The organism is Propionivibrio sp., from assembly GCF_047602565.1.
Taxonomy (GTDB): domain Bacteria; phylum Pseudomonadota; class Gammaproteobacteria; order Burkholderiales; family Rhodocyclaceae; genus Propionivibrio.
On sequence record NZ_JASGGX010000001.1, the window covers coordinates 3,334,623 to 3,348,788 of the forward strand.

16 protein-coding genes and 1 pseudogene are annotated in these 14,166 nt (G+C 67.3%); 12 read left to right on the top strand and 5 right to left on the bottom strand.

Annotation, left to right across the window (positions count from 1 at the left end):
• Positions 1–18: 18 nt before the first annotated feature.
• The 9 genes from QM701_RS15795 (at position 19) to QM701_RS15835 (ending at position 5,465) form a co-directional block, all read left to right on the top strand.
• Entirely contained in the window at positions 19–1,644 is a 1,626-nt protein-coding gene (locus tag QM701_RS15795) for a monovalent cation/H+ antiporter subunit D (RefSeq protein WP_415167975.1), read from the top strand.
• Positions 1,641–2,129, top strand: a complete 489-nt coding sequence (locus QM701_RS15800; protein WP_415167976.1) for a Na+/H+ antiporter subunit E — start codon at positions 1,641–1,643, stop codon at positions 2,127–2,129. The genes QM701_RS15795 and QM701_RS15800 overlap by 4 nt, the downstream gene beginning before the upstream one ends.
• Positions 2,126–2,407, top strand: coding sequence for a K+/H+ antiporter subunit F (locus tag QM701_RS15805; protein ID WP_415167977.1), 282 nt, complete (start codon positions 2,126–2,128; stop codon positions 2,405–2,407). Before QM701_RS15800 ends, QM701_RS15805 begins: the two co-directional genes overlap by 4 nt.
• Positions 2,404–2,715, top strand: a complete 312-nt coding sequence (mnhG, locus tag QM701_RS15810) for a monovalent cation/H(+) antiporter subunit G (protein ID WP_415167978.1) — start codon at positions 2,404–2,406, stop codon at positions 2,713–2,715. The genes QM701_RS15805 and mnhG overlap by 4 nt, the downstream gene beginning before the upstream one ends.
• Before the next feature lie 159 nt (positions 2,716–2,874).
• The gene (locus tag QM701_RS15815; RefSeq protein WP_415169413.1) at positions 2,875–2,979 is read left to right on the top strand and encodes a hypothetical protein; all 105 of its coding nucleotides are present in this window, start codon (positions 2,875–2,877) and stop codon (positions 2,977–2,979) included.
• The gene (locus QM701_RS15820; protein ID WP_415167979.1) at positions 2,960–3,202 is read left to right on the top strand and encodes a DUF2442 domain-containing protein; all 243 of its coding nucleotides are present in this window, start codon (positions 2,960–2,962) and stop codon (positions 3,200–3,202) included. The genes QM701_RS15815 and QM701_RS15820 overlap by 20 nt, the downstream gene beginning before the upstream one ends.
• 85 nt (positions 3,203–3,287) lie before the next feature.
• Positions 3,288–4,379, top strand: a complete 1,092-nt coding sequence (gene apbC / locus QM701_RS15825) for an iron-sulfur cluster carrier protein ApbC (RefSeq protein WP_415167980.1) — start codon at positions 3,288–3,290, stop codon at positions 4,377–4,379.
• A 71-nt stretch (positions 4,380–4,450) separates the two neighbouring features.
• Positions 4,451–5,059 carry a nucleotidyltransferase domain-containing protein gene (locus QM701_RS15830; protein WP_415167981.1) on the top strand — a complete coding sequence of 203 codons (609 nt, stop codon included), beginning with the start codon at positions 4,451–4,453 and terminating at the stop codon, positions 5,057–5,059.
• Positions 5,013–5,465: a hypothetical protein gene (locus tag QM701_RS15835; RefSeq protein ID WP_415167982.1), complete on the top strand. Its 453-nt coding sequence runs from the start codon at positions 5,013–5,015 to the stop codon at positions 5,463–5,465. Before QM701_RS15830 ends, QM701_RS15835 begins: the two co-directional genes overlap by 47 nt.
• Positions 5,466–5,490: 25 nt before the next feature.
• Here QM701_RS15835 and mdtD read toward each other — a convergent pair whose 3' ends face one another.
• The gene (gene mdtD / locus QM701_RS15840) at positions 5,491–6,930 is read right to left on the bottom strand and encodes a multidrug transporter subunit MdtD (protein WP_415167983.1); all 1,440 of its coding nucleotides are present in this window, start codon (positions 6,928–6,930) and stop codon (positions 5,491–5,493) included.
• A 155-nt stretch (positions 6,931–7,085) separates the two neighbouring features.
• On the opposite strand from mdtD, the gene dcd reads away from it, so the two are divergent.
• Both dcd and QM701_RS15850 read left to right on the top strand, forming a co-directional pair.
• On the top strand, positions 7,086–7,655 hold the full coding sequence (gene dcd / locus QM701_RS15845) for a dCTP deaminase (RefSeq protein WP_415167984.1): 570 nt from the start codon (positions 7,086–7,088) through the stop codon (positions 7,653–7,655).
• Positions 7,656–7,797: 142 nt separating this feature from the next.
• Positions 7,798–10,033, top strand: a pseudogene (locus QM701_RS15850) (Orn/Lys/Arg decarboxylase N-terminal domain-containing protein).
• Here QM701_RS15850 and QM701_RS15855 read toward each other — a convergent pair.
• The 3 genes from QM701_RS15855 to QM701_RS15865 all read right to left on the bottom strand — a co-directional run bounded on the left by QM701_RS15855 (position 10,012) and on the right by QM701_RS15865 (position 11,833).
• Entirely contained in the window at positions 10,012–10,512 is a 501-nt protein-coding gene (locus QM701_RS15855) for a dihydrofolate reductase (protein ID WP_415167985.1), read from the bottom strand. The pseudogene QM701_RS15850 and the gene QM701_RS15855 overlap by 22 nt on opposite strands.
• A gap of 2 nt (positions 10,513–10,514) precedes the next feature.
• Entirely contained in the window at positions 10,515–11,309 is a 795-nt protein-coding gene (locus QM701_RS15860) for a thymidylate synthase (protein ID WP_415167986.1), read from the bottom strand.
• 263 nt (positions 11,310–11,572) lie between these two features.
• Complete coding sequence (locus QM701_RS15865; protein WP_415167987.1) at positions 11,573–11,833, bottom strand: glycerate kinase; 261 nt, start codon at positions 11,831–11,833, stop codon at positions 11,573–11,575.
• A 127-nt stretch (positions 11,834–11,960) separates the two neighbouring features.
• On the opposite strand from QM701_RS15865, the gene QM701_RS15870 reads away from it, so the two are divergent.
• Positions 11,961–13,112: a sugar diacid recognition domain-containing protein gene (locus tag QM701_RS15870; RefSeq protein ID WP_415167988.1), complete on the top strand. Its 1,152-nt coding sequence runs from the start codon at positions 11,961–11,963 to the stop codon at positions 13,110–13,112.
• 12 nt (positions 13,113–13,124) lie between these two features.
• Here the strand turns inward: QM701_RS15870 and QM701_RS15875 are convergent, their stop codons facing one another.
• The gene (locus QM701_RS15875; protein WP_415167989.1) at positions 13,125–14,165 is read right to left on the bottom strand and encodes a GMP reductase; all 1,041 of its coding nucleotides are present in this window, start codon (positions 14,163–14,165) and stop codon (positions 13,125–13,127) included.
• Between the last annotated feature and the right edge of the window lies 1 nt (position 14,166).

Genomic DNA, 14,166 nt, shown 5'->3' on the forward strand with positions numbered 1-14,166 from the left:
CTTCAAGGGGAGGGCGCCATGAGCGGCTGGCAGCTCCATTGGCCGATCCTGCCGGTGCTGATCCCCCTGTGCGCGGGCGCGGTGCTGCTGCCGTTCCGCGACAGCCGGCCGGGAGTGCGCGCCACCCTGGCGGTCGGCGCGACGCTGGCCCAGCTGCTCGTCGCCTGCGTCCTGCTGGCCATGACCGACGGCCGCATGGCGGCGCCGTGGCCGGGCGACGCCGGCGTCTATGCGCTCGGCGGCTGGGCGGCGCCGTTCGGCATCGTGCTGGTGGTGGACCGGCTGGCGGCCGTCATGCTGGCGCTGACCGCCTTTCTCGGCCTGGCCGCGCTGGTCTATTCCTTCGCCCGCTGGGAACGCGCGGGCAGCCACTACCTGTCGCTGTTCCAGTTCCTGCTGATGGGATTGAACGGCGCCTTCCTGACCGGCGACCTGTTCAACCTGTTCGTCTTCTTCGAGGTGCTGCTGGCCGCGTCCTACGGCCTCGCGCTGCACGGCTCGGGGCCGCTGCGGGTCAAGTCCGCCATGCATTACATCGTGGTCAACCTGGTCGCCTCGTCGCTGTTCCTGGTGGCCGCCGCGCTGATCTACGGGGTGGCCGGCACGCTCAACATGGCCGAACTGGCGCAGCGCGCGGCGCGCCTCGACGCGGCCGACCGCAGCCTGTTCGACCTGGGCGCGGCGCTGCTGGGCATCGTCTTCCTGGTCAAGGCCGGCGCCTGGCCGCTGAATTTCTGGCTGCCGGCCGCCTACGGCTCGGCGACGCCGCCGGTGGCCGGCGTGTTCGCCGTGCTCACCAAGGTCGGCGTTTACGCGCTGCTGCGCTTTTCCGTCCTGTTGCAGGAAGTCGGCGCCCCGGCGCCTTTCGAGGGCGACTGGCTGTTCTACTGCGGGCTGGCGACCATGGCCGCCGGGTCGTGCGGCGTGCTCGCCGCCCAGAAGCTCGACCGGCTGGCCGGCTACCTGGTGATCGTCTCCTCGGGCACCCTGCTGGCCGCCTTCGGCTTCGTCGGCACCACGCTGACCGGGCCGGCGCTGTATTACCTGGTCAGCTCGGTGCTCGGCAGCGGCGCCTTCTTCCTGCTGGCCGAACTGGCCGAACGCAACCGTTCCGCCGCCGCGGACCTGCTCGCCATCAGCTTCGAGGCCTTCGGCCTGCAGGATCGGTACGACGCGGAGAACACCTACGAAATGGCCGGCGTGGCCGTGCCGGCGGCGATGGCGTTTCTCGGGCTGGCGTTCTTCTCCTGCGCGCTGCTGCTCACCGGCCTGCCGCCGCTGTCCGGGTTCGTCGGCAAGTTCGCGCTGATTTCGGCGGCCATCGCCGCGCAGCCGTACGCGCCGGTCTGGCACGTCGTGCTGTTCGTGGCGGCGCTGCTGCTGTCCGGGCTGGCGGGGCTGATCGCCCTGTCGCGCCTGGGCATCCGCATGTTCTGGGAGGGCGAGCGGCCGACGCCGCGCCTGCAGCTGATCGAGGCCGCGCCGGTCGGCGCGCTGATCCTGCTGTGCGCCGTGCTGACCTTCGCGGCGGGGCCGGCCATGACCTTCTTCAACGTCACCGCGCAATCGCTGCACGACGCGCCGGCCTACGCGCGCTCGGTGCTGCCGGCCGCGACGGAGACCGCGGGGAGGATGCCGCGATGAAGCGCCGCCCGGTCGTGCCGCTGCTGCCGCTGTCCCTGCTGCTGACGTGGCTGCTGCTCACCGGGGAGCTGTCCTTCGGCAACGTCCTGCTCGGGCTGTTCTTCGCCGTGCTGATCACCGCCGCCGTGGCCTCGCTGCGCCCGCTGCGCGCCCGGCCGCATCGCCTGCTCACGGCGCTTGCGCTGTGCTGGCACGTCTTCGTGGACATCGTGCATTCCAACCTGGCGGTCGCGCGGATCATCCTGAGCGGGGTGCGGCAGCCGCCGCGCATCGGTTTCGTGAAGATTCCGCTCGACCTGCGCGACCCGCACGGGCTGGCGATGCTGAGCATCATCATCACCGGCACGCCCGGCACCGTGTGGGCGGGGCACGACGCCCGCAGCAACGAGCTGACCCTGCACGTGCTCGACCTGCAGGACGAAGCGGCCTGGGTGCGCACGGTCAAGCAACGCTATGAACGTCCCCTGATGGAGATCTTCGAATGAACGCCGTCCTGCCGTGGGCCGTGCATTTCGCACTGGCGTGCTTCGCCCTCGCCATGTTCCTCGCCTTCCTGCGCCTGCTGCGCGGCCCGGCCGCCGAGGACCGCATCCTGGCACTCGACGCGCTGTACATCAACGGCATGCTGATCATGCTGGTGCTGGGCATCGGCTTCGGTTCCTCAGCGTATTTCGACATCGCCCTGGTGATCGCCCTGTTCGGCTTCGTCGGTTCCGCGGCGATGGCCAAGTTCCTGCTGCGCGGCGAGGTGATCGAGCCATGAGCGCCGCGGGAGTGCCTCTCTGGGCGGCGCTGCCGGCGGCGCTGCTCATCGTCGGCGGCGGCCTGCTCTCGCTGATCGGCGCGTTCGGGCTGTTCCGGCTGGAGCCGTTCTACGCGCGCATCCACGCCCCCACGCTGTGCGCCTCCATGGGGACGTTCTGCGTCCTGCTGGCGTCGATGCTCGTCGCGTCGGCCCTGGCGGAGCGCCCGGTCGTCCATGAAGTGCTGATCGTCGTGTTCATCCTCATGACCTCGCCGGTGACCACGATGCTGCTGATGCGCGCGGCGATCTTCCGCAGCCGCGGCTGACGCCCGCTGTTCCGATACACTCGAACCATGCCTACAATATTGAAAATTCCGGGCTTCCGGTTTTTCTTCTTCAGCGGAGAAGGCGCGGAACCTCCCCGCATTCATGTGGAGCATGGCGACTAGGTGGCAAAGTACTGGCTGAACCCCGTCAACCTCGCCATGTCTGAGGGATTCAGAAGCTATGAACTGACGAAGGTCCGGGCCCTGGTGATCGAGCACCGCGCCTTGTTCGTGGAGAAATGGAATGAGCACTTTGGCGGTTAAACTGGATGCGCACGCCGTCGATGTTGCGGTCGACGATGCCGCGCTGCGCTTCGTCCTCGCCGACGGCCGGGAGATTTCCGCCCCCTTGGAATGGTTTCCGCGCCTGCGCGATGCGTCGGCGTCGCAGCGGAAGAACTGGAGATTGATCGGCCAGGGCATCGGCGTGCACTGGCCCGAGATCGACGAAGACATCGCCGTCAGCACGCTCATGACGAACCGGTAGGCGCATGGGCGGTTTCGCAAAAGCCCGGTTGTCCGGGCTTTTGCATTTCAGAATCAGTCGGGTATTTCAACAAGGAGTTCGACCCATGGCAGTCACACAGGAAGCCGTCCAGGCGGCGCTCAGGAATTTCATCGATCCGAACACGCAGAAGGACTACGTTTCGACCCGCGCGCTGAAGAACCTCAAGATCGAGGGCGGCCAGGTGTCCTTCGACGTCGAACTGGGCTATCCCGCCAAGACGCAGCTGGAAACGATCCGCGCGGCGCTGGTCGACGCCGTGCGGGCCGTCCCCGGCGTGGCCGGCGTCACGGCCAACATGGCGGTGAAGATCGTGGCGCACGCCGTGCAGCGCAACCTGAAGCCGCTGCCGGGGGTGAAGAACATCATCGCCGTGGCGTCCGGCAAGGGCGGCGTCGGCAAGAGCACGACGGCGGTCAATCTGGCGCTGGCGCTGTCGGCCGAGGGCGCCAGCGTCGGCCTGCTCGACGCGGACATCTACGGTCCGTCGGTGCCGCAGATGCTGGGCCTGACCGGCCAGCAGCCGGAATCGGAGGACGGCAAGACGATGGAGCCCCTGCGCGCCTTCGGCCTGCAGGCCATGTCGATCGGCTTCATGGTCGACATCGATTCGCCGATGGTCTGGCGCGGCCCGATGGTGACGCAGGCGCTGGAGCAGCTGCTCAACCAGACGCGCTGGCAGGACCTCGACTACCTCGTCGTCGACATGCCGCCCGGCACCGGCGACACGCAGCTCACGCTGGCGCAGAAGGTGCCGGTGACCGGCGCGGTGATCGTCACCACGCCGCAGGACATCGCGCTGATCGACGCGCGCAAGGGACTGAAGATGTTCGAGAAGGTCGGCATCCCGATCCTCGGCCTGGTCGAGAACATGAGCATCCACATCTGCTCGAAGTGCGGCCACGAGGAGCACATCTTCGGCACCGGCGGAGCAGAGCGCATGGCGCAGGACTATGGCGCCGAACTGCTCGGCGCCCTGCCGCTGGAACTGGAAATCCGCGAACTGACCGACGCCGGCAAGCCGACCGTGGTCGGCGCGCCCTTCTCGCGCGCGGCCGACATCTACCGGGCGATCGCCCGCCGCGTCGGCGTGAAGATCGCCGAGCGGGCCAAGGACATGAGCGGCAAGTTCCCGAACATCGTGGTGCAGAACACCTGACCCTCGGCCCGTTTAGGGTGTGAAGCAATATAGGCTACAATCGGAGCATTTAAGACTACATTGGCCTTTTCGTGCTTCTCGATCTTCTTTTCGGAACCTACCGGCAGCGGGTGCTGGCGCAGCTGCTCTTGCATCCCGAGAGCAGCTACCACGTCCGTGAACTGGCGCGGCTGACCGGCACCACGCCCGGCACTCTGCACAAGGAGCTGTCCCGGCTGGCCGCGGTCGGCCTCCTGCGGCGGGAAAAGCAGGGGAACCAGGTACGTTACCAGGCCAACCGGGAATGCCCGGTATTCGCCGAACTGGCCGGCCTGTTCCGCAAGACCAGCGGCCTTGTCGACGTGCTGGCCGAAGCGCTGCGCCAGCTGCGCCCCGCGCCCGAACTGGCGCTGGTCTTCGGTTCGCTCGCCCGCGGCGAGGAAAACGCCCGCAGCGACGTCAACCTGCTGCTGATCGCCGACTGCGGTTTCGGCGAGGCCATCAAGGCGCTGCATCCGGCCCAGGCCGTCCTGCAACGCGAAATCAACCCGGTGCTCTACACCGCCGCCGAGTTCGCGCGGCGCATCGAAGCCGGCGATGGTTTCGCCCTGAACATTCTCGCCAACCCCAAGCTTTTCGTGATCGGAACGGCCGATGACCTTGGAAAATTTGCTGGCGATCCATCGCCTGCAGGCGTTTGAAGCGACATCGGGCGGCGTGCTGCGCCTGCTGGCCGCGGCCGAGCGCAACCTGGCCGACGCCCGTCTGAACGGACTGAGCAACGACAACCGCTTCGACGCCGCCTACAAAGCCATCATGCAGTGCGCCATGATCGGACTGTGGGCGCACGGCTATCGTCCCGTCACCAGCCAGCCCGGCCACCATCAGACCGCGCTGCAGACCCTGCCCAAGACGTTGGGGCTCGCCGCGGACGACGTCATCGTCCTCGACGCACTGCGGCGGCAGCGCAATCTCAACGACTACGAAGGCGATCCCGTCACCGACGCCGCCGTCCGCGAATGCCGGACCCAGGCCGAAGCGCTGCTCGTCCATACCCGCCAATGGCTGGAAAGCCATCGTCCCGGCCTGCTTGCGGAGAATTCCTGACGGCGCGGCGCTTCCCCCGGCATGCCTACAGCTCGTCGTCCTCCCGTATCTTGTGCGTTTCGAGCGGCGTGCCACGCGGCGCGTCGCGTTGCAGCTGGAGGAAAATGCCGGTGGCGAAGGCCGCCATCAGGCCGACGCACAGGTAGGTCTTGCGGAAGGCCGCGAGGATCGCAACCGGGTCCGGCAGGTGGCGCAGATCGATGAACGCGCCGAGCACGGCGGCGGCGGAGGCCACGCCCAGGCTGATCGACAGCTGCATGACCACCGACAGCAGGCCGTTGCCGCCGGCCGCCGTGTCGTTGTCCAGGTCGATCAGCGTCAGCGCGTTCATGGTGGTGAACTGCAGCGAGTTGATGCCGCCGAACAGCGCCAGATAGGCGTAGAGCAGCGGGCGCGGCGTGGCGTGCGAGATCAGGGCGAAGCCCGCGATCATCACGCCGAGCAGCAGCGTGTTGGACACCAGCACCCGGCGGAAGCCGAAACGGTCGATCAGGCGGGTGGCGGCGGGCTTGGCCGCGATGCTGGCGAGCGCCAGCGGAATCATCGACATGCCGGCCTCGGCCGGCGAATAGCCGAGCGCCACCTGCAGCAGCAGCGGCGTCAGGAACGGCATGGCGCCCATGCCCAGGCGGGCGAACAGGTTGCCGGCGATGCCGACGGCGAACGTGTGGATGGCGAACAGCCGCGGGCTGAACAGCGGCGCGGCGTGGCGCCGGGCGTGCAGGTAATAGGCGGTCAGGCTGGCCAGTCCGCCGGCCAGCAGGAGCAGGACGCCGGGCGCCGAGAGGCCGAGTTCGCCCATGCCTTCGAAGGCCATCGAGACGAGCGCCGTGGCCGCGGCGAACAGGATGAAGCCCATCCAGTCGAACGCCTCGTCGCGCGGCCCGCGCAGGTCGGGCATGAAGCGCAGCGAGGCCAGGCAGCCGACCAGCCCGACCGGAACGTTGATCAGGAAGATCCAGTGCCAGGAGGCGTACTGCACCAGCCAGCCGCTCAGCGTCGGCCCGAGCAGCGGGCCGAGCAGGCCGGGGATGGTGACGAAGCTGAGCACGCGCACCAGCTCCGAGCGCGGGAAGCTGCGCAGCACGGTGAGCCGCCCGACCGGCATCATCAGCGCGCCGCCGACGCCCTGCACGACGCGCGCGGCGACCAGCCAGCCGAGCGTGGTGGACAGGGCGCAGCACAGCGAGCCGAGCGCGAACAGCACGATGGCCGCGACGAACACCCGCCGCGAGCCGAGGCGGTCGGACAGCCAGCCCGAGGCGGGGATGAGCAGGGCCATGGTCAGCAGGTAGGCGATGATGGTCGACTGCATGCGCAGCGGACTTTCGTGCAGCGACTGCGCCATGGCCGGCAGCGCGGTGTTCAGGATGCTGCCGTCGAGCGTCTGCATGAACAGCGCGGCGGCGACGATCCAGGGGATGAAGCGGGTGTCGCCGGGGGCGGTCGCGGGTGAGCGTTCCATGGTGAGTGCGGTGGCGCGCGGGTCGGGGAGCGGGGTGCGAAAGCAGGATTTTAAAGAGAAAAAGCGGGAAAAAACGCGGCGCAAGGTATTTCCCCACGCGGCGCCGGAAACCGTAAAATACCCGCCTTCTTTCAATGCATTCCAGAGTGTTCGCGATGTCCATCAAGTCCGACAAGTGGATCCGCCGCATGGCGTGGGAGCACGGCATGATCGAGCCGTTCGAGCCCGGGCTGGTGCGCGAGGCCGACGGCCACAAGATCGTCTCCTACGGCACGTCGAGCTACGGCTACGATATCCGCTGCGCGGACGAATTCCGGGTGTTCACCAACATCAATTCGACGATCGTCGATCCGAAGGCCTTCGATCCGCAGTCCTTCGTCGAGGTCTCGGGCAAGGGGCATTGCGTGATTCCGCCGAATTCCTTCGCCCTGGCGCGCACCGTCGAGTATTTCCGCATCCCGCGCAGCGTGCTCACCGTGTGCCTGGGCAAGAGCACCTATGCGCGCTGCGGGATCATCGTCAACGTCACGCCGTTCGAACCCGAGTGGGAAGGCTTCGTGACGCTGGAATTTTCCAACACCACGCCGCTGCCGGCGAAGATCTACGCGGGCGAGGGCTGCGCGCAGGTGCTGTTCTTCGAGTCCGACGAAATCTGCGAGACCTCGTACAAGGACCGCGGCGGCAAGTACCAGGGCCAGGTCGGCGTGACGCTGCCGAAGATCTGATCTCGTCAATCCGGCCGCGCGGCGGCGGGACCCGGAGGCGCAGGCAGGCGAGGAAATCCCGCATGGATTTCCCGCCAGGCCCGGACGCCGCCCGGCATCCGTCCCGTCGAAAGCGGCCCCTTCATCTTTTCCAGAGGGTTCCATGCGTTTCAACTTCCCGGTCATCATCATCGACGAGGACTTCCGCTCGGAGAACGCCAGCGGCCTCGGCATCCGCGCCCTGGCCGCCGCCATCGAGAAGGAAGGGATGGAGGTGCTCGGCGTCACCAGCTACGGCGACCTGACCTCCTTCGCCCAGCAGCAGTCGCGGGCCTCCGCCTTCATCCTGTCGATCGACGACGAGGAGCTGGCGCTGGAGCCGGAGGAGACGCTGGCCGAGCTGCGCGCCTTCGTCGCCGAGATCCGCCACCGCAACCGCGATATCCCGATCTTCCTGCACGGCGAGACGCGCACCTCGCGGCACATCCCGAACGACGTGCTGCGCGAGCTGCACGGCTTCATCCACATGTACGAGGACACGCCCGAGTTCATCGCCCGCAACATCAAGCGCGAGGCCAAGGCCTACCTCGATTCGCTGCCGCCGCCGTTCTTCCGCGCGCTGACGCACTACGCGGCGGACGGCTCGTATTCCTGGCACTGCCCCGGCCACTCCGGCGGCGTGGCTTTCCTGAAATCGCCGGTCGGCCAGATGTTCCACCAGTTCTTCGGCGAGAACATGCTGCGCGCCGACGTGTGCAACGCCGTCGAGGAACTCGGCCAGCTGCTCGACCACACCGGCCCGGTGGCCGCCTCCGAGCGCAACGCCGCGCGCATCTTCAACTGCGACCACCTGTACTTCGTGACCAACGGCACGTTGACCTCGAACAAGATCGTCTGGCACTCGACCGTCGCGCCGGGCGACATCGTCGTCGTCGACCGCAACTGCCACAAGTCGGTGCTGCACTCGATCATCATGACCGGCGCCGTGCCGGTGTTCCTGATGCCGACGCGCAACAACTACGGCATCATCGGCCCGATCCCGAAGTCCGAGTTCGCCTGGGAGAACATCCAGAAGAAGATCGCCGCCAACCCTTTCGCCAAGGACAAGGACGCCCGGCCGCGCGTGCTGACCATCACCCAGTTCGACCTACGACGGCATCCTCTACAACGTCGAGGACATCAAGGAGGAGCTGGACGGCAAGATCGACACGCTGCACTTCGACGAAGCCTGGCTGCCGCACGCCGCCTTCCACGACTTCTACGGCGACTACCACGCCATCGGCGCCGACCGCCCGCGTTGCAAGGAGTCGATGGTCTTCGCCACGCAGTTGACGCACAAGCTGCTGGCCGGCCTCTCGCAGGCCTCGCAGATCCTGGTGCAGAACTCGGAGGAGCGCGAACTCGACCGCAGCGTGTTCAACGAGGCCTACCTGATGCACACCTCGACCTCGCCGCAGTACGCCATCATCGCCTCGTGCGACGTGGCGGCGGCGATGATGGAGGAGCCTTCCGGCACGGCGCTGGTCGAGGAGTCGATCGCCGAGGCGCTCGATTTCCGCCGCGCCATGCGCAAGATCGACGAAGAGTGGGGCGCCGACTGGTGGTTCAAGGTGTGGGGGCCGGACGACCTGTCCGAGGAAGGCATCGAGGAGCGCGAGGCGTGGATGTTGAAGCCCGGCGAACGCTGGCACGGCTTCCAGCAGCTCTCGGACGGCTTCAACATGCTCGACCCGATCAAGGCCACGGTGATCACCCCGGGGCTGGACGTTGACGGCGCCTTCTCCGAGCGCGGCATCCCGGCGGCGATCGTCACCAAGTACCTCGCCGAGCACGGCGTCATCGTCGAGAAATGCGGGCTGTACAGCTTCTTCATCATGTTCACCATCGGCATCACCAAGGGCCGCTGGAACACCATGGTCACCGAGCTGCAGCAGTTCAAGGACGACTTCGACAAGAACCAGCCGCTGTGGAAGGTGCTGCCCGAATTCGTGCAGAAGCATCCGTGCTACGAGCGCATCGGCCTGAAGGATTTGTGCCACCTGATCCACGGCGTGTACGCGATCAACGACGTGGCGCGCCTGACCACCGAGATGTACCTCTCCGACATGGTGCCGGCGATGAAGCCGACCGAAGCCTTCGCCAAGATGGCGCACCGCGAGATCGACCGCGTGCCGATCGACGAGCTGGAAGGGCGCGTCACCAGCATGCTGCTGACGCCGTATCCGCCCGGCATTCCGCTGCTGATTCCGGGCGAGCGCTTCAACGCCACGATCGTCCGCTACCTGAAGTTCGCCCGCCACTTCAACGAGCAGTTCCCCGGCTTCGAGACGGACATCCACGGCCTCGTCAAGGAGGTCGTGAACGGCAAGGCCCAGTACTACGTGGATTGCGTGCGCTGATAGACGGCGAAGGCGTAGGCCAGCCCATTTTCCTCGACGGGCCGGCTGCGCGAGACTTGCGGCCATTCATCCGGATCGATTTCGGGAAAGCGGGCGTCGCCGTTGAAATCGGCGGCGATCTCCGTGAGATACAGCCGCCCGGCGAGCGGCAGCGCCTGGCGGTACAGATCGGCGCCGCCGATGACGAAGATTTCACCCTCGTTACCGGCCTTGCCGAGGGCGTCGGCCAGCGATCCGGCCAGCACGGCGCCGGGCGCCGCATAGTCCGGATTCCGGCTGACCACCACGTTCAGCCGCCCCGGCAGCGGCCGGAACTTCTCCGGCAGCGACTCCCACGTCCGGCGGCCCATGATCACCGGCCGGCCGCGCGTCGTCTCGCGGAAATGGCGCATGTCGCCCGGCAGGTGCCAGGGCATCTGGTTGTCCTGGCCGATGACCCCGTTGCGGGCGACGGCGGCGATCAGCGACAGCATCGGCATGCCTAGACCGCCACCGGCGCCGCGATGTGCGGGTGCGGGTCGTAGCCTTCCAGCGTGAAGTCCTCGAAGCGGAAGGCGAAGATGTCCTTGACTTCGGGATTGATGCGCACCGTCGGCAGCGGGCGGGGTTCGCGCGCGAGCTGCAGCTTTGCCTGCTCGAAATGGTTGCTGTACAGGTGCGCGTCGCCGAAGGTGTGCACGAAGTCGCCGGGCCGGTAGCCGCAGACCTGCGCCAGCATCATCGTGAGCAGGGCGTAGGAGGCGATGTTGAACGGCACACCGAGGAAGATGTCGGCGCTGCGCTGATACAACTGGCACGAGAGCCGGCCGTCGGCGACGTAGAACTGGAACAGCGCGTGGCACGGCGGCAGCGCCATGCGGTCCACGTCGGCCGGGTTCCAGGCGGTGACGAGGTGGCGGCGGGAATCGGGATTCCTTTTCAGGCCCTCGACGAGCTGCGCGATCTGGTCGATCTCGCGCCCGTCCGGCGTCTGCCAGTGCCGCCACTGGTGGCCGTAGACCGGGCCGAGGTCGCCGTTTTCGTCGGCCCATTCGTCCCAGATGCGCACGCCGTTTTCCTTGAGATAGCGGATGTTGGTGTCGCCCTGCAGGAACCACAGCAGTTCGTGCACGATCGAGCGCAGGTGCAGCTTCTTGGTGGTGAGCAGCGGAAAGCCGGCGCCGAGGTCGAAGCGCATCTGCCAGCCGAACACCGAACGGGTGCCGGTGCCGGTGCGGTCGGACTTGGGCGTGCCATGTTCGAGGACATGGCGCATCAGGTCGAGGTAGGGTTTCATGGGCGCGCCAAGGGAAGAAGCCGAGCGCGCATTGTAATGGATTCGCGCCGCCCCCGGACCCGTGCGCCGGGATTGCGCCAGGGCGATCCCATGTTCTTGCCAATCGTCTTAACCACGGCGACACGGCGGGCACGGCGAAAAGCGATTCAACTCCTCCCCCTTTCAAGGGGGAGGCCGGGTGGGGGATGGGGTAGTTCATGCGGCGGGGCGGGTCGAGCGTGACGCGGCGACGATCCGGCACAGGCGCTCCGCGCCGGCCTCGATTACCGCTGTCCTGCCGTCGCCGAGGACTCCCACGGGGTGCACAGCCTTTCGCCGAGCGGCCCGGTGCCCCACGCCGCGCGAATCTCCCCGCCGGCCGCGGCGACCATCGACGCGACGGTCCTTTCGCCACCGTCGGCGATCGGAATTTTGCGCACGGCGGCCTGGGGAAAGACGCCGAGAATGCCGCGTTCCAGCGTCTCGGCGACGCCGGTGGCCGGGACGCTGCCCTTGCACGAATCGGGTGCGCCGACGATATGCATGATGGTTTCCCTGTGTTTAGGGCATTATAATGACATTGAATCCATATGGCATTGTTTGATTGCACAAAAAAGACTTTTTAAAACAGTTGGCATTGTGCATTTTTACCATTTTCTTTCCGGAGGGGTGATGATCAGTCTCGAACCGTCGCTGGCACAGGAGATCGTCGAACGGACGATGCAGGTCATCCCGTTCAACGTCAATGTAATGGACGCGCACGGGATCATCCTCGGCAGCGGGGACCCGGAACGCCTCGGCGAACAGCACACCGGCGCGCGCCTGGCGCTGGCCGAAGGCAAGGCCGTCGAATTCGACGCGGCCACGGCGCGGACCCTGCGCGGCGTGAAGCCGGGCGTCAATCTGCCGCTCAACGTGCGCGGGAAGGTCCGCGGCGTGATCGGCATCACCGGCGACCCGGAGAAGGTGCGGCGCTTCGGGGAACTGGTGCGCGTGATGGCGGAGATGATCCTGGAGCAGGCGCGCCTGGTCAGCGAGCTGCAGCACGAGAAACGCTACCGGGAAGAGTTCGTCGATCAGCTCATCCGGCGCGGCGGCACCCCGCGCGACGACCTGGAACTCTGGGGCAACCGGCTGGGCGTGGATTTCCGCATGCCGCACTCGGCGCTGGTCCTGGAACTGATCGAGGAGGGCGTTGCACCGGATCGCGCGCTGGTGGAGTTGCAGGCCTGCCAGCAGCGGCTGGCGCGGCACGACGCCAGATTGCTGATGGCGGTGATCTCGCCGCGGGAGCTGGTGATCCTCAAGGCGCTCGATGTGGCCGGCAAGGAAACGGACCTGTCCGAGCTGGCCCGCGAGCAGCTGACCACGCTTTACGAGGTGGCCGCGCAGGGCGCGGCGGTGCCGTCGGCGATGGCCCTGGGCGTGGCGCTGGCCTGCATCGAAGGCGCCCACCTGTCCTACCTGTGCGCCAGGCGCACGCTGGCGGTGGGGCGGCGGCGCGATCCTTCGGAACGGCTGTTCTCGTTCTACGACCTGAGCTTTCCGGTGCTCCTCTCCGAACTCGGGTCGGGCTGGCAGGCGCAGCATCTCGCCCGTCCGCTCCGGCTGCTGGCGCAGCGCGACCGGAGCCGCCTGCTGCGCAAGAGCCTCAAGGCCTGGTTCGACGAGGACTGCCTGGTGGACCGGGCCGCGCGCCGGCTGGCGGTCCACCGCAATACGCTCGATTACCGCCTGCGCAAGGTGAACCAGATCACCCGCCTGGATCTGGCGCGCATCGACGACCGCCTGATGCTCTACGCGGCCCTGCAGATGGAGGAGTGAGGCCGGCGCTGCCTACGAGGCGCCGAACACCTCGTTCAGCTGCTGCGTGACGCGCACGAAGGTGGTGCGCTTGGAAAGCTCCTTCAGCCGCCGCGCGCCGACGTAGGTGCACGCCGAGCGCACGCCGCCGAGGATGTCCTGCAGCGTGTTCTCGACCGGGCCGCGGTAGTCGAGCAGCACTTCCTTGCCCTCCGAGGCGCGGTAGCCGGCGACCCCGCCGGAATACTTGTTCATCGCCTCGCGCGAGCTCATGCCGTAGAAGCGCATCTTGCGCTCGCCGTCGACCTCGACCACATCCGAGCCGCACTCGTCGTGGCCGGCGAGCATGCCGCCGAGCATCACGAAGTCGGCGCCGGCGCCGAAGGCCTTGGCCAGGTCGCCCGGCGAGGTGCAGCCGCCGTCGGCGCAGATCAGCCCGCGCAGGCCGTGCGCGGCGTCGGCGCATTCGATGATCGCCGAGAGCTGCGGATAGCCGACGCCGGCCATCTTGCGCGTGGTGCACACCGAGCCGGGGCCGATGCCGACCTTGACGATGTCCACCCCGTCGAGGATCAGCTCCTCGGTCATCTCGCCGGTGACCACGTTGCCGGCCATGATGGTGACCGCCGGGAACTCCCGGCGCAGCTTGTGGATGAAGCTGATGAAGGCCTTGGTGTAGCCGTTGGCGACGTCGACGCAGACATACTCGATGGTGCCGTTGGCCTTGTCCATGACGCGGCGGAATTTCTCGAAGTCCGGCGTGGTGATGCCCATCGAGTAGAAGGCCGCGCCGCCGGCGGGCTGCGCGGCGAAGAAGGCGAGCAGCTCGTCCTCGCCGTAATGCTTGTGCAGGGCGGCGCCCAGCTTGTGCCGCGCCAGCGCGCGCGCCATCTCGAAGGTGCCGGTGGCGTCCATGTTGGCGGCGATGATCGGGATGCCGTGATAGGACTTCTGCGAGTGCAGGAAGACGAAGTCACGGGAAATGTCGACTTCCGAGCGCGAGGTCAGGGTCGAACGCTTGGGGCGGATGAGCACGTCCTTGAAGTCGAGCTTGATGTCTTGTTCGATGCGCATG

Excerpts from the sequence above, each read along its gene's own strand:
- QM701_RS15795 (WP_415167975.1), top strand. The coding sequence starts at position 19 with ATGAGCGGCTGGCAGCTCCATTGGCCGATCCTGCCGGTGCTGATCCCC.
- QM701_RS15800 (WP_415167976.1), top strand. The coding sequence starts at position 1,641 with ATGAAGCGCCGCCCGGTCGTGCCGCTGCTGCCGCTGTCCCTGCTGCTG.
- QM701_RS15805 (WP_415167977.1), top strand. The coding sequence starts at position 2,126 with ATGAACGCCGTCCTGCCGTGGGCCGTGCATTTCGCACTGGCGTGCTTC.
- mnhG (WP_415167978.1), top strand. The coding sequence starts at position 2,404 with ATGAGCGCCGCGGGAGTGCCTCTCTGGGCGGCGCTGCCGGCGGCGCTG.
- QM701_RS15815 (WP_415169413.1), top strand. The coding sequence starts at position 2,875 with ATGTCTGAGGGATTCAGAAGCTATGAACTGACGAAGGTCCGGGCCCTG.
- QM701_RS15820 (WP_415167979.1), top strand. The coding sequence starts at position 2,960 with ATGAGCACTTTGGCGGTTAAACTGGATGCGCACGCCGTCGATGTTGCG.
- apbC (WP_415167980.1), top strand. The coding sequence starts at position 3,288 with ATGGCAGTCACACAGGAAGCCGTCCAGGCGGCGCTCAGGAATTTCATC.
- QM701_RS15835 (WP_415167982.1), top strand. The coding sequence starts at position 5,013 with ATGACCTTGGAAAATTTGCTGGCGATCCATCGCCTGCAGGCGTTTGAA.
- mdtD (WP_415167983.1), bottom strand. The coding sequence starts at position 6,930 with ATGGAACGCTCACCCGCGACCGCCCCCGGCGACACCCGCTTCATCCCC.
- dcd (WP_415167984.1), top strand. The coding sequence starts at position 7,086 with ATGTCCATCAAGTCCGACAAGTGGATCCGCCGCATGGCGTGGGAGCAC.
- QM701_RS15855 (WP_415167985.1), bottom strand. The coding sequence starts at position 10,512 with ATGCCGATGCTGTCGCTGATCGCCGCCGTCGCCCGCAACGGGGTCATC.
- QM701_RS15860 (WP_415167986.1), bottom strand. The coding sequence starts at position 11,309 with ATGAAACCCTACCTCGACCTGATGCGCCATGTCCTCGAACATGGCACG.
- QM701_RS15865 (WP_415167987.1), bottom strand. The coding sequence starts at position 11,833 with ATGCATATCGTCGGCGCACCCGATTCGTGCAAGGGCAGCGTCCCGGCC.
- QM701_RS15870 (WP_415167988.1), top strand. The coding sequence starts at position 11,961 with ATGATCAGTCTCGAACCGTCGCTGGCACAGGAGATCGTCGAACGGACG.
- QM701_RS15875 (WP_415167989.1), bottom strand. The coding sequence starts at position 14,165 with ATGCGCATCGAACAAGACATCAAGCTCGACTTCAAGGACGTGCTCATC.